This window comes from Nitrospirillum bahiense (genome assembly GCF_007828025.1).
Taxonomy (GTDB): Bacteria; Pseudomonadota; Alphaproteobacteria; order Azospirillales; family Azospirillaceae; genus Nitrospirillum; species Nitrospirillum amazonense.
In genome coordinates this window covers 123,030-136,442 of sequence record NZ_VITO01000012.1, presented here as the reverse complement: position 1 = coordinate 136,442, position 13,413 = coordinate 123,030, and the positions used below count along the sequence as shown (strand labels likewise).

The window sequence follows — 13,413 nt, the reverse complement described above, 5'->3', positions numbered from 1 at the left end:
CTCATGTCCGAACGATACAGCCTAAGGCCGTAGGCGGCCTGCCCAAAATACCCGTCTAAGTCATCAGGACAGGCCCCCTGCCCAACCGGGGAGGGCGGATGATTCGGGTCACCGCCGGCGCCCGCAGGATGCCCCATCGCCCCCCTGGACGAAGGGGGGTTGGCGTCGTGCGGCCCCCTCCCCTATCCTGGCCGCCAACCATAATTCCAACGGAAACCCACCCCATGGACAGCCGCCTCGACACGGCCACGCCCCACGCCATCCACCTTCGCGATTACGCCCCGCCGGCGTGGCTGATCGACACGGTGGACCTGCATGTCGATTTGCGGGAAGAGGCGGCCACCATCCGCTCCACCCTGTCCGTGCGGCGCAATCCGGCCTCGGGGCCGGCCTCGGGGCCGGCCTCGGGGAACGCCGCCGCCGCGCTGGACCTGGACGGCCAGGAACTGGAACTGCTGGCGGTGCGCGTGGACAACCGCCTGCTGGGACCCGACGATTACACCCTGACGCCCGAACGGCTGACCCTGGCCGGCCTCGCCGACCACGCCACGGTGGAAATCACCACCCGCACCCGGCCGCAGGACAACACGGCGCTGGAGGGGCTGTACAAGTCATCCGGCAACTACTGCACCCAGTGCGAGGCAGAAGGCTTCCGCAAGATCACCTATTTCCTGGACCGCCCGGACGTGATGGCGCGCTACACCACCACCATCGAGGCGGAGCGGGCGCGCTATCCCGTGTTGCTGTCCAACGGCAACCTGACGGCCAGCGGCGACAGCGCGACCGAGGCCGGGCGCCATTGGGCGCGGTGGGAGGATCCCTGGCCCAAGCCCTGCTACCTGTTCGCGCTGGTGGCCGGCACGCTGGTGCACATCGAGGACCGCTTCACCACCCGCTCCGGCCGCGAGGTGGCGCTGCGCATCTATGTCGAGCCGGGGAATGAGGCCAAGTGCGGCCATGCCATGGAGTCCCTGAAGAAATCCATGAAATGGGATGAGGACGTCTATGGCCTGGAGTACGACCTGGACATCTTCAACATCGTCGCCGTGTCCGACTTCAACATGGGGGCGATGGAGAACAAGAGCCTGAACGTCTTCAACACCAAGTACATCCTGGCCCAGCCGGAGACAGCCACCGACACCGACTTCCTCGGCATCGAGACGGTGGTGGCCCATGAGTACTTCCATAACTGGACGGGCAACCGCGTCACCTGCCGCGACTGGTTCCAGCTGAGCCTGAAGGAGGGCCTGACCGTCTTCCGCGACCAGGAATTCTCCGCCGACATGAACTCCGCGCCCGTGAAGCGCATCCAGGACGTGCAGCGCCTGCGCCAGGTGCAGTTCAACGAGGACGCCGGCCCCACCGCTCATTCCGTGCGGCCGGAGAGCTATATCGAGATCAGCAATTTCTACACGCCCACCGTCTATGAGAAGGGGGCGGAGGTGCTGCGCATGTACCGCACCCTGCTGGGCCACGCGGGATATCGCAAGGGTATCGACCTGTACTTCGCCCGCCATGACGGCCAGGCGGTGACGACGGACGACTTCCTGGCCGCCATGGTGGAGGCCAACGGCCAAAAGCCCACCGACCCGCTGTGGGCGCAGTTCCAGCGCTGGTATTCCCAGGCCGGCACGCCGGTGGTGTCGGGCGAGGGCCGGCACGATGCCGCCGCCGGCACCTACACACTGACCTTGCGCCAGGCGGTGCCGGCCACGCCGGGCCAGCCGGACAAGCTTCCCCAGGTCATCCCCGTGGCCCTGGGCCTGGTGGGCCCGGACGGCAAGGATATGCCCCTCACCCTCCAGGGCGAAACCGAAACCGGCGCCACCACCCGCACCCTGGCCCTGACGGAGGCAGAGCAAAGCTTCACCTTCACCGGCGTCCCGCAGGCGCCCGTGCCCTCCCTGCTGCGCGGCTTCTCCGCCCCGGTGCGGCTGGACCTCAAGCAGGATGACGCCGCACTGACCTTCCTGATGGCGCACGACAGCGACGCCTTCAACCGGTGGGAGGCGGGGCAGACCCTGGCCACCCGCCTGATCCTGGCCGACGTCGATGCCCGGGCCAGCGGCGCCGAAGCCGCCGTGCCCCGGGCCTACATCGACGCCACCGCCCAGACCCTGGCGCGGGCGGGGGAGGACCGGGCGTTCGCCGCCTTGGCGCTGGCCCTGCCCACGGAGGGTTATCTGGGCCAGCAGCGCGCCACCGTGGACGTGGACGGCATCCACGCCGCCCGCCTGGCCTTGCGCCGCACCCTGGCGCGCGAGCTGAACGGCGCCTTTCGTAAGGCTTATGACGGCAACCGCACCGATGGCGCCTTCACCATCACGCCCGACGCCATGGGCCGGCGCGCGCTCAAGAACGCCGCCCTGGCCTACCTGATGGCGCTGGACGACGCTCCGGCCCGCGCCTTGTGCCTGGCGCAGTACCAGGGCGCCACCACCATGACAGATGCCATCGCGGCGCTGGCGCTGATCGCCGACAGCGCCATGGATGAGCGGGCGGGCTGCCTGGCGGACTTCGCCGATCGCTGGAAGCATGAGGCGCTGGTGATGGACAAATGGTTCGCGGTGCAGGCGCTGAGCGACCGGCCGGACACGCTGGACCGGGTGCGGGGCCTGATGGACCACCCGTCCTTCTCCATCCGCAACCCCAACAAGGTCTATGCCCTGGTGGGCAGCTTCGCCGCCAACCCGTCCAAGTTCCATGCCGCCGACGGCAGCGGCTACGCCTTCCTGGCCGATACGGTGCTGACGCTGGACAAGCTGAATCCCCAGGTGGCCAGCCGCATGGTGAAGCCCCTGGCCCGCTGGCGCCCCTACGATTCCGGCCGGCAGGAACACGCCAAGGCGGCGCTGGAGCGCATCGTGGGCACCACCGGCCTGTCGCGCGATGTCTATGAGATCGCGTCGAAGAGCTTGGCCGGCTGATGCCTCAATGCGCGAGTAGGACCGGCAGGGCGGCGTTGTACAGCACGTGGCGGGTGACGCCCCCCAGAATCATCTCGCGCAGACGGCTGTGCCCGTAACCGCCCAGCACCATCAGATCAGCACCCGCGTCCGCCGCGGCCGCCAGCAGCAAGGCCCCCACCGGCCGCCCCTCCGCCATGGGCTGCCGCACCTGGGCCTTGATGCCGTGCCAGGCGAGGTAGCTGGCCAAGTCGCGTCCGGCCGCGCCCTCGGTCTTGTCCGTCTCGACCGCGATGACGGTCACCGCCTCCGCCGCCTTCAGCAGGGGCAAGGACTGGGCCACGGCCTGGGTCGATTCGCGGCTGCCATTCCAGGCGAGAAGGATGCGGCGGCCCAGGCCCGTTTCCGCCCGGAAGGCGGGCGGCACGATCAACAGGGGCCGGGCGCTGGCCAGCAGAATGGCCTCCAGCATCAGCAGAGCCTCACCCCCCACCGTCTCGCCCACCTGCGCCATGACGCTGATGTCCGCCAGGCGGGCCTCGACGACGGCCACATCCTCCTGGCTGCCAACGACTTCGCGGAAGTCGCCGGTCAGGGAAGCATCGGGGGCAGCATCCGGAGTTTCGGCGAGGGTGGCGCCGGCCTCTGCCAGGGCAGCGTCGAAGGCCTGGCGGGCGCGGGTGCGGTGGTTGCGCGACTCCTGCTCCACCATGGTCATGATCTCCTCGACCAGGGCGCCCGACACCCCTTCGCCCAGGGCCGGCACCGCCTCGCGCGGGTCGGGGTTGGGCACCAGGCCCAGGACGTGGCCGCCGGCCGGCCGGGCCAGGGCGAAGGCAGCCGCCAGGGCGGCGCGGTCACCGGCGCCGCCGGTCAGCACGGACAGGATCTTGGCATAAGCCACGGGGGCAGCCACGGGGGCAGCCACGGGGGCATTGGACATGGGGCCGTTCTCCTCTTGTCATCCGCGCCCGCGCGGGCCGGAACATCATGGAGAAGCTTCACCGTTCGGGCGGGCGCCCGCATTGACGTGCCTCAAGCGTGGACCCGCGGCCGCGTAGGCGCAAGGGCCGAAGGCGGCGGCTCAGGCGTCGGGCCGCCAGGGCTCCGGCCGGGCCAGCTGGCTCAACAGGCGGCGGGCCACGTCGGCGGCGGAGCCCAGCACCGACAGGATGTCCCAACGCATCTCTCCCAGGCCGCGGCCGCCACGCTCCCCTTTGGGGCGGCCTTCATCGGCCGCCTGCTGCTGGTTCAGGACCAGCCACAGGCCCAGGAAGGGCACGGGTGCGGCATGGGCCACCGCCTCGATATCCGCCCGCTGGTCCGGCCGGGCATACACGGCATCCGCCACCACGGCATGACCCGCCTCCAGCACCAGTCCGGCGCGTCCCGCCATCTCGCCATAGACGCGGGTGGTCACCGCCTCGCTGTAGCCGGACGCCGCCAGCGTCCCCTCCTCCGGCGCGTCCAGCAGGCGGCGGCGCAGCGCCTCGGACTGCAGGATGATGGCACCGGGAATGGGCCCGATCTCCGGTGCCAGCATGCGGGCCAGGGTGGACTTGCCCGTCCCCGGCAGGCCGCCGATGGCGATCAGGCGGGGCGCCCGGGGATTGAGGGCGGACAGGGCCAGGTCCAGGTAGGCCGCCGCCTCGCGCCGGAAGGAGGCGCCCGCCCCCACCGGCCGCCGGGCCGCCGCCGTGCTGGCCGTCATGTGGGCGCGGATGGCGGCGCACAGGCTGATGAACAGGGGCAGCAACGCCAAGCCGGCGAAGTCGCCCGTCTGTTCCAGATAGCGGTTCAGCACCAGGTTGGCGAAAGGCCGCAGCCGGCGGTGCTCCAGATCCATCAGCAGGTAGGCGAGGTCGTGGAAGACGTCGATGACCGCCGGGCCGCCGTCCACCACCTTCCCGTCCCAGGGGGCGCTAGCTTCGTCCAACAGGATGGCGGCGCCGAACAGGGTGGGCTGGCCGCCCCATAGACAGATGTTGCCCAGCTGCAGGTCGCCATGGCAGGGCCGGACATAGCCGGAGCGACGGCGGCGTTCGATCAGCCATTCCTGACGGGCCACGGCTGTCATCAATCCACGCTCCAGCCGGTCCAGCGCTGGAGGATCGAACAGGTCGGGATGCTGGCGCAACGCGCCCAGGGCGCCGGTCACCGCCGCCCGCACCACTTCCACCCCGCCGGGGTGCGGCCCCCCGGCGCGCCCGGCGCCCTCGTCGTGGGCGCTCTCATGCAGGGCGGCAACGGCGTCGGCCACGGCCCGCATGCTGTCGCGGGTCAGCAACCCGGCCTCCGCCTGGCGGTCGAACAGACTGGATTCGGCGAAGCGGCGCATGACCACCACCCAATCGACCGCCGCCCAGTCCGCCGCCCCCCAGTCCGTTGGCGTCGTGCCGACACCGGAACCGGCGGGCGCCAGCACCAGGCGGCCGTGGGGCCCCGGCACCACCGCCAGCACGCCCTCATACAGACCCGGCGCCGTGCGCCGGTTGACGGCGACCTCGGCCAGGGCCACGCGGCGCCGGCGATCAGGCGTGGACAGGTCCAGATGGGGGAAGTGGACGGCGCGCCGTATCTTGTAGGCGCGGTCCCCGGCCAGGAAGATGATGGCGCTGTCGGTATCGATTCGCTCCACCGCCAAACCCTGATGGGTCGCCGGATCGCCTAGCAGGGCGATCGTGGCGGCCTGGTCCATCAGGGTCGGGTTCGCGGGCGCCGGACACAGATCCATGTCCTGATTTTAAAGGCGTTTTATGACAGGCTATCGTGCGCCCCACGCCGATTTTTCCGGCCTGTGATGCCCGACATCGCCCCCACCCCCACCTTGCGGCCTATACCCCTGATATTGTGCAGCCGCGAAACCATATAAGGTGAGGGCATTGCGCCTATGCGGCGCACCTTCATGAAATCGTAACTGGGACGCCCTATCAAGGCGACGCCCAGGGTGTGCGTATGGCCTTGCGCGTGTGTAGCCTGGGTGGCTGAACGCCTGTTTGTCGCATATGCGCAACAGTCGTCGGCTATGCGAGGCAAAAGGTAGCGGTCACTGCTTTGGTCGTTGAGTTGCCTGGCCTATTCGGGAATCATCCTGAAAACTTCTTAATAAGGATCGCGGTCGTGATACGGCGTCTTCTGAAGTCCACGGTATTGGCGTTGGGGCTGGTCACAGCCGCGGCGCCGGCGTTCGCCGAGGACACCCCCAGCTTCCTCAGCTTCGGCATCGGCGAGTACGACGTGCTGCGGACCGGGCCGAAGCACAACACGACCGACTATCGCGTCGAGTACCGCCCCAACACCTCGCTGTTCAGCAACAGCTGGATCCGCATCAGCCCGTGGGTGGGCGGTGAATTCACCGGCCAGGGCGGCGCGTATGGCGTGGGTGGCATCCTGTTCGACATTCCGCTGGGCAGCTCCTTCGACTTCACGCCCAACTTCGGCGTCGGCGTCTACGGCACCGGCAGCGGCAAGAACCTGGGCAGCTGGGTGGAATTCCGGTCCACCGCCGAGATCTCCTACAAGTTCGAGAATCAGAGCCGCGTGGGCCTGTCCTTCGGCCATATCTCCAACGCCGGCATCGGCGAAGTGAACCCTGGTTCCGAGATCGTGACCCTGTACTACCACATCCCCACCAGCTGGCTGTTCGGCGGCTGGTAAGCCGGTCGAGGCCATCAGGTCGCGATGGATCAGAAGGGCGCCTCCGGGCGCCCTTTTTCGTTTGGCGAATTCAGGTGTGCGGCCGTCCCCTTGGCAGGCGCGCTCGACGCACATGCGAAAACGCCCTCTATCCCGACGGGACAGGGCGTCTCATGTCAGCGATGCGAGGATTTAAGAGGAGTGGTGGGTGTACAAGGACTCGAACCTTGGGCCCGCTGATTAAGAGTCAGCTGCTCTACCAACTGAGCTATACACCCGCCCCTCATGAGCCGCCGCCGTGGCGCCGGCCGCCGGGTCTTGCGTCCCGGTGAGGCGCGCTTTGTAGCGTCCCGCCGCAGGCTTGTCGACAGAAAAATGACAGGAAAAATGCTATGCCGCCCGGCGCGGGCGAATGGCACCCATGCGGGTTCGACAGCTGGAAGTATAGGGAATCTTAAAGGCTTAGCGCGAGCCCAAACGCCAACAGCCCAGCCTTGGAGGCCCGGCGCGCAAAGACGGCGATGTCATGGGGAAGAGGAGTGGTGGGTGTACAAGGACTCGAACCTTGGGCCCGCTGATTAAGAGTCAGCTGCTCTACCAACTGAGCTATACACCCGCCCCTCGAAGGCCGCCGCCGTGGCGCCGGCCTGCCGGGTCTTGCGTCCCGGTGAGGGCGGTTTCATACGGCGATAGCCGGCGCTTGTCGATAGAAAAATGCATCGGCGCATCGACATGGCGCCCTTGCAGGAACAAAGGGGACGGCAAGCGGGTGCCGTGCCCCTCCCCGCCGGGATGGTCAGAAATCACTCATGCCGCGGCGGGACATGCGCACGTCCCGATGTACATGGACGCACAGCAGCAGGCCGAAGCCGATCATGACCGTCAGGGCCGACGATCCGCCATAGGAGATCAGCGGCAGGGGCACGCCCACCACGGGGATCAGGCCCATGACCATGGCGATGTTGATGAACATGTACAGGAACAGGTTCACCGTCAGCCCCATGGCCACCAGGCGGCCGTACTGGTGCCGGCAACGCATGGCGATGACGTAGCCGTAGACCAGCAGCAGGGCATACATCGCCAGGAACACCAGCGCGCCCACCATGCCCATCTCCTCCGCCAGCATGGTGAAGATGAAGTCGGTCTGCTTTTCCGGCAGGAAGTTCAGGTGGCTTTGCGACCCCATGAGGAAGCCCTTGCCGAACATGCCGCCGGAGCCCAGGGCGATCTTGGACTGCATGATGTGGTAGCCATGCCCCAGGGGATCGTTCTCGGGGTTCAGGAAGGTGTTCACCCGGTTCTTCTGATAGTCGTGCATGAAATGCCAGATGACCGGGATGGCGGCCAGGACGCTGCCGATGACCAGGGCGAACTTCCACAGCCGTACGCCCACCAGCCAGAAGATGGCGCCCGACACCATCAGCAGCATGAGCGAGGTGCCCAGGTTGGGTTGCAGCAACACCAGGCAGACGGGAGCCACGATCATGACCAGGGCCGGGATCAGGAAGGTGATGCGGCCGGTGTCCTCCAGCGAGGCGCCGTGGAAATAGCGCGCCAGCGCCATCACCAGCGTCACCTTCATCAACTCGGACGGCTGCAGCTGCATGAAGCCCAGGTCGATCCAGCGCTGGGCGCCCATGCCGACATGGCCCATGACCTCGACCACGATCAGCAGGAAAAAGGCGATGCCGTAGAGGAAGTAGGAAAACTTCAGCCAGAGGCGGATGTCGATCAGCGCCACCACCAGCATCAGCACCAGGCCCACGGCAAAGCGCATGATCTGGCGCGTGGCCCAGGGGTCGAAGTTGCCGTTGGCGGCGGAATAGAGCATGGCGAAGCCGATGCAGGCCACGGCCGTGATCAGCAGCACCAGGCTCCAGCTGATCTGGCCCAGCTTCTCCCCCAGGCTCATGTTGGATTGGGGGTCCAGACCCATGTCGAGATTGATCATCGCGGCGTTCCTTCCCCCGGCATGACGGGGGCGGCTGTGACTTGGGTCGGTGTGGACGGGGTGGCGGCCGCCGCGCCATCGCCCGCGGGGGCGGCGGCACCGGCATCGGCCTGCTGGGCCCGGGCCGCTTCCATCAGCTGGATTTCCAGCAGCAGGTCGCGGGCGATGGGGGCGGCCACCGAGCTGCCGCCCACACCGTGCTCCACGATGATGGCGCAGGCGTAGCGCGGCGCCTGCACCGGCGCAAAGGCGATGAACAGGGCGTTGTCGCGGTCCTTCCAGGGGCGCTCGGCCTTCAGCAGGCCGGCGTTGCGCTCCGCCATGGTGATGCGCTTGACCTGGGCGGTGCCCGACTTGCCGCCCATCTCGAACCCCGGCTGGGTGATGCGGGCGGCGTAGGCGGTGCCGCCGGCCGAGGTGACGCCCGCCATGCCGGCCAGCACGCGCTGGATGAACTCCGGCTTCACCCCGATGTCGGGCCAGGCCGTCTGCTCGGTGTATTCCTGCTCCACCGCCTTGGTCAGGTGGGGCTTCACCGCCTTGCCGCCGCTGGCCAGGCGGGCGCACATCACCGCCAGCTGGATGGGGGTGGCGGTGACGTAGCCCTGGCCAATGGCCACGCTTAACGTTTCGCCATCGTACCAATTTTCCTTGTAGGTACGGCGCTTCCACTTGGTGTCGGGGATGATGCCCGTCTTCTCACCCGGCAGGTCCAGGTCGGTGCGGTCACCCAGGCCGAAGCGGCGGGCCATGTCGGCGATGCGGTCAACGCCGATGCGCCGCGCCAAGTCGTAGAAATAGACGTCGCAGGACATGCGGATGGCGTCGTGCATATCGACGGAGCCGTGGCCGCCCTTCTTGTAGCAGTGGAAGGTATGGCCGCCGAAATCGTAGTGCCCCGGGCAGAAGACCCGGTGGGTGGGGTCTACCCCAGCCTCCAGGCCCGCCAGGGCCGTCATGGGCTTGAAGGTGGAGCCAGGGGCGTAGTGGCCGGCCACCACCTTGTTGGTCAGGGGCGAGGCCTCGTTCTTGATCAGGCTGTCATAGAGGTCCTGCGGGATCCCCATGGCGAACTGATTGGGGTCGAAGCTGGGGTGAGAGGCCAGCGCCAGGATGCCGCCAGTCTGCACGTCCAGCACCACGGCGGCGGCACTCTCATGCTCCGCCAGGCGCTGCTGGGCGTAGTACTGCAGCTTGGCGTCGATGGTCAGCGTCACCTGGTGGCCCGGCTGACCATCGTTGCGCGCCAGCTCGCGCACCACCCGGCCCACGGCGTTGACCTCCAACTGGCTGGTGCCGGCGGTGCCGCGCAGGGCCAGGTCGTGCTTGCGCTCGATGCCGCTCTTGCCGATGCGGAAGCCCGGCAGGGACAGCAGCGGATCGCGGGCGTTCTGCAGTTCCTGCTCCGACACCACGCCGACATAGCCCAGGATGTGGGCCGCCTGCTCCCCGAAGGGATAGGAGCGCACCTGCCCTACTTCGATGGAGACGCCGGGCAGGTCGGGCAGGTTCACCTCGATGGCCGAGACCTGGTCCCAGGTCAGGTTCTCACGCAGGGTCACGGGCGCGAAGGAGCGCAGGCGGTCGACATCGCGCAGGATGCGGCGGCGGTCCGCATCGGTCAGCGGCAGCAGCTTGACCACCTTGTCCAGCGTCTCATCCACGTCGTCGGTGCGCTCGGACACCAGCACGGCGCGGAAGTTCTGCTCGTTCACCGCCAGGGGCACGCCGCTGCGGTCGACGATGATGCCGCGCGACGGCGCCAGCAGGCGCAGGGAGATGCGATTGTCCTCGGCCAGCGTGGTGTAGTGGTCGCCTTCCAGGATCTGCAGGTAGTAGAGGCGCGCCACCAGGGCGGACAAGGCACCGGCCTTCAGCCCGCCCAGCACCAGCGTGCGGCGGTTCATGACGCGCTGGCGCTCGGCGTCCCTATCGATCGCATTGAACATAAGTGGGTACCGTTCCCTAAAACGCCGGGCGCCCGCTTCCGCGGGCTTGGCTTCCTCAGTTCAAGAGCGGCATCGCCGCTCTAAAACTTCCGGCGGCCCTTTCACCTAAATGATGGGTCGCGTCCTAAAAAATACAAAGGCCGCCAATTCAGCTCAGCAGGCTGCGGTGCAGCTTGCTGAAGCACCAGGCCGGCAGCGGGAACAGCACGATGGCCAGCAGCGCCTGGGCGATCACATTGCCCGGGGCCACCAGGTGCGCGGTCATCAGGCTGTAGGCCAACCACTGCACGGCCCCCGCCCCCACCGCCACCAGGGCGAAGCCCAGCCACAGGAACCAGAAGGAGTTCCCCAGGAAATAGCGCCGCTGGGTCAGCACCAGCCAGTAGGCCAGCACATAGACCAGCGCGCTCATGCCCAGGGGCGACCCGGCCAGAAGATCCTGCAGCACCCCGATGCCGAAGGCCATATAAGGCTTCAGCAGGTCGGGGCGGTAGATCGCCCAGTAGTAGATGGCCATCAAGGTGAGGGGCGGCGCCACGAAGGAATAGTCGGGCAACTGCAAGGGCATCATCCCGACCAGCATGGCCGCCACCGTGGTGCTGAAGGGCACCGAGTTCCGTCCGGCCTGGTCCAGCCGCTGCCAAATGCCAACCGCCATGGCGGCGTTACTGCATGGCGCCGGGCTGGGCCGCCTCAGCCGCCAGTCCGCCGGGAATGCCGAAATCGACCAGCTGCACATATTCGATGCGCGACAGGTCGACGATGGGGGTCACCCGCGTCTCCCCATCATGGGTGGCGGCGACGATGCCCACCGGCAGGCCGGCGGGGAACAGGCCGCCGTGGCCGGAGGTGAACACCCGCTCACCCACCGTCGGCTCCACCCCGCGCGGGATGTACATCAGGCGCGGCTGGTCGGAGTTGTCGCCCGACAGCATGGCGCGCTGGCGGGTGGTTTCCAGCACCACGGGAATGCGAGCGTTCAGGTCGGTGACCAGCAGGATGCGCGACGACCATTCGCCCACCTGCACCACGCGGCCGATGACGCCCTGGCCGGCCATGGCGGCCTGGCCCCGGCGCACGCCGTCGCGCTGCCCCGCCATCACCACCAGGGTGCGGACGAAGGCCCCGCCGGGATCGGCGATGACGCGGGCGGTGATGTAGGAAGCGGCGGGGTCGGGCTTGTAGGCCAGCAGGCCGCGCAGGGAGTTGTTCTCCGCCTCCAGCCGCAAGGCCGTCTGCTGCCACTGGCGCAGGCGCTCATTATCCTCGCGCAGGCGCTGGTTTTCGGCATAGAGCGCCGTCAGCTGGTGGCCGGACTCCAGCACGCTGGCCACGGCGCCGGCGGGGCGGGCGATGAAGCCCAGGATGGGGGCGAAGGCGTCGGTGACACGGGCGCGGGCGGCGTCGATAAACACAGGGTCGGCGCGCGTCATCATCATCAGCCCGATGGCGGCCAGCACCATCAGCAGAAATGAGAATCGCTGCAGCAGCGCCCGCATGGGTGCTGCGATCCTGAGCGCGGTGCCACCGCTGCGCGTCTTCACAGGCAGTCCCCGTCCCGCTACAGGGGGCCCGGCAATGCATCCGGTTTGGATACGATGCCGGCCCCGTCCCACAAAAACGTCCCAGGCGCCCATGTGGGCGCCCGGAGGCCCTTGGTCAATACATGCTGATCAGCACGTTGCGCAGGGTCTTCATCTCCTCCAGCGCCCGGCCCGTGCCCAGCGCCACGCAGGACAGGGGATCGTCGGCGATCGACACCGGCAGCCCCGTGGCATGGCGCAGGACGAAGTCCAGGTTGGACAGCAGCGCGCCGCCACCGGTCAGCACGATGCCCTTGTCCACGATGTCGGCCGCCAGTTCGGGGGCCGTGTGTTCCAGCGCGACCTTGACGGCCTCGATGATCTGGCTTACCGGCTCCGCCAGGCTTTCGGCGATCTGGCGCTCGCTGATGATGAGTTCCTTGGGAACCCCGTTCATCAGGTCACGGCCCTTTATCTCCATCACCCGGCCCTCGCCATCCTCGGGCGGGCAGGCGGAACCGATTTCCTTCTTGATGCGCTCGGCCGAGCCTTCGCCCACCAGAAGGTTATGGTTGCGGCGGATGTAGCCGATGATGGCCTCATCCATCTTGTCGCCGCCCACGCGGACCGAGCGGGAATAGACGATGCCGCCCAGCGACAGGACGGCCACCTCGGTGGTGCCGCCACCGATGTCTACCACCATGCTGCCCGTCGGCTCGGTCACCGGAAGACCGGCGCCGATGGCGGCGGCCATGGGCTCCTCGATCAGGAAGACGCGGCGGGCGCCGGCGGCCTCGGCCGATTCCTGGATGGCCCGGCGCTCGACGGCGGTCGAGCCCGACGGCACGCAGATGATGACCTGCGGACTGGCGAAGCTGCGGCGGTTGTGCACCTTGCGAATGAAATGCTTGATCATTTCTTCCGCAACTTCGAAGTCGGCGATGACACCATCGCGCAACGGACGGATGGCCTGAATGTTGCCCGGCGTACGGCCCAGCATCAGTTTGGCCTCGTCACCGACGGCCAAGACCTGCTTCTTGCCGCGGACGTTCGCAATCGCGACCACGGACGGTTCGTTCAGGACAATACCGCGACCCTTGACGTAGACCAGTGTATTGGCCGTGCCGAGGTCGATCGCCATATCGGCGGAGAAAATGCCAAGCAAGTTCGTAGGACATCGGTTAGTGGGTTGCGGGAAGGTGGCCCTGCGCACCGCGGTTTCCGCGTGGGAAACGAGCATCGCACCGCCATAGGGGTTGCATAGAACAGAATCGCTAGGTCGCTCAAGCCCTGATGACAGCCCACCCGTGATTTTATCGCCGCGGCGCGGAATGCTTGCAGACCAAGGGACGCCCGGGGGGCGGTTCCGGTGCCCCCGGGCACCTTCACCGCTCACCGGCCCCGTCCCGGCAACCTGCGGGCGCACTAGCGTGCCGCCTGCACCGCCC

At 67.8% G+C, this 13,413-nt stretch carries 9 protein-coding genes and 2 tRNA genes; 2 read left to right on the top strand and 9 right to left on the bottom strand.

Translation table 11 applies throughout. The features are described from left to right. Positions 1-224: 224 nt before the first annotated feature. Positions 225-2,927 carry an aminopeptidase N gene (gene pepN, locus FBZ88_RS18100; protein WP_145618583.1) on the top strand — a complete coding sequence of 901 codons (2,703 nt, stop codon included), beginning with the start codon at positions 225-227 and terminating at the stop codon, positions 2,925-2,927. Positions 2,928-2,931: 4 nt separating this feature from the next. Here the strand turns inward: pepN and FBZ88_RS18095 are convergent, their stop codons facing one another. Further along, a complete protein-coding gene (locus FBZ88_RS18095) occupies positions 2,932-3,849 on the bottom strand; it encodes a universal stress protein (RefSeq protein WP_145618582.1) in 918 nt (305 codons plus the stop codon). A 141-nt stretch (positions 3,850-3,990) separates the two neighbouring features. Then, positions 3,991-5,640 (bottom strand): bifunctional aminoglycoside phosphotransferase/ATP-binding protein, encoded by a 1,650-nt coding sequence (locus FBZ88_RS18090; protein WP_246138729.1) that lies wholly within the window; start codon positions 5,638-5,640, stop codon positions 3,991-3,993. 386 nt (positions 5,641-6,026) lie between these two features. Here FBZ88_RS18090 and FBZ88_RS18085 point away from each other — a divergent pair, with 386 nt between their 5' ends. Next, a complete protein-coding gene (locus FBZ88_RS18085) occupies positions 6,027-6,563 on the top strand; it encodes an acyloxyacyl hydrolase (RefSeq protein WP_186464473.1) in 537 nt (178 codons plus the stop codon). A gap of 181 nt (positions 6,564-6,744) precedes the next feature. Here FBZ88_RS18085 and FBZ88_RS18080 read toward each other — a convergent pair. The 7 genes from FBZ88_RS18080 to FBZ88_RS18050 form a co-directional block, all read right to left on the bottom strand. After that, positions 6,745-6,820: transfer RNA gene (locus tag FBZ88_RS18080), tRNA-Lys, on the bottom strand. Positions 6,821-7,082: 262 nt separating this feature from the next. After that, a tRNA-Lys gene (locus FBZ88_RS18075) sits at positions 7,083-7,158 on the bottom strand. Positions 7,159-7,338: 180 nt separating this feature from the next. Continuing rightward, the gene (gene rodA / locus FBZ88_RS18070; RefSeq protein WP_145613255.1) at positions 7,339-8,493 is read right to left on the bottom strand and encodes a rod shape-determining protein RodA; all 1,155 of its coding nucleotides are present in this window, start codon (positions 8,491-8,493) and stop codon (positions 7,339-7,341) included. Further along, a complete protein-coding gene (gene mrdA, locus FBZ88_RS18065; RefSeq protein ID WP_246138728.1) occupies positions 8,490-10,442 on the bottom strand; it encodes a penicillin-binding protein 2 in 1,953 nt (650 codons plus the stop codon). The genes rodA and mrdA overlap by 4 nt, the downstream gene beginning before the upstream one ends. A gap of 148 nt (positions 10,443-10,590) precedes the next feature. After that, the gene (gene mreD / locus FBZ88_RS18060) at positions 10,591-11,100 is read right to left on the bottom strand and encodes a rod shape-determining protein MreD (RefSeq protein ID WP_145618580.1); all 510 of its coding nucleotides are present in this window, start codon (positions 11,098-11,100) and stop codon (positions 10,591-10,593) included. Positions 11,101-11,107: 7 nt separating this feature from the next. Continuing rightward, positions 11,108-11,986, bottom strand: a complete 879-nt coding sequence (gene mreC / locus FBZ88_RS18055) for a rod shape-determining protein MreC (protein WP_145618579.1) — start codon at positions 11,984-11,986, stop codon at positions 11,108-11,110. A gap of 115 nt (positions 11,987-12,101) precedes the next feature. Next, the gene (locus tag FBZ88_RS18050; RefSeq protein WP_040849683.1) at positions 12,102-13,130 is read right to left on the bottom strand and encodes a rod shape-determining protein; all 1,029 of its coding nucleotides are present in this window, start codon (positions 13,128-13,130) and stop codon (positions 12,102-12,104) included. Positions 13,131-13,413: the final 283 nt, after the last annotated feature.

What these genes read in the sequence shown, in the direction of transcription:
- FBZ88_RS18090 (WP_246138729.1), bottom strand. Translation starts at nt 5,640, where the DNA reads ATGGATCTGTGTCCGGCGCCCGCGAACCCGACCCTGATGGACCAGGCC.
- mreD (WP_145618580.1), bottom strand. Translation starts at nt 11,100, where the DNA reads ATGGCGGTTGGCATTTGGCAGCGGCTGGACCAGGCCGGACGGAACTCG.
- mrdA (WP_246138728.1), bottom strand. Translation starts at nt 10,442, where the DNA reads ATGTTCAATGCGATCGATAGGGACGCCGAGCGCCAGCGCGTCATGAAC.
- pepN (WP_145618583.1), top strand. Translation starts at nt 225, where the DNA reads ATGGACAGCCGCCTCGACACGGCCACGCCCCACGCCATCCACCTTCGC.
- FBZ88_RS18095 (WP_145618582.1), bottom strand. Translation starts at nt 3,849, where the DNA reads ATGTCCAATGCCCCCGTGGCTGCCCCCGTGGCTGCCCCCGTGGCTTAT.
- rodA (WP_145613255.1), bottom strand. Translation starts at nt 8,493, where the DNA reads ATGATCAATCTCGACATGGGTCTGGACCCCCAATCCAACATGAGCCTG.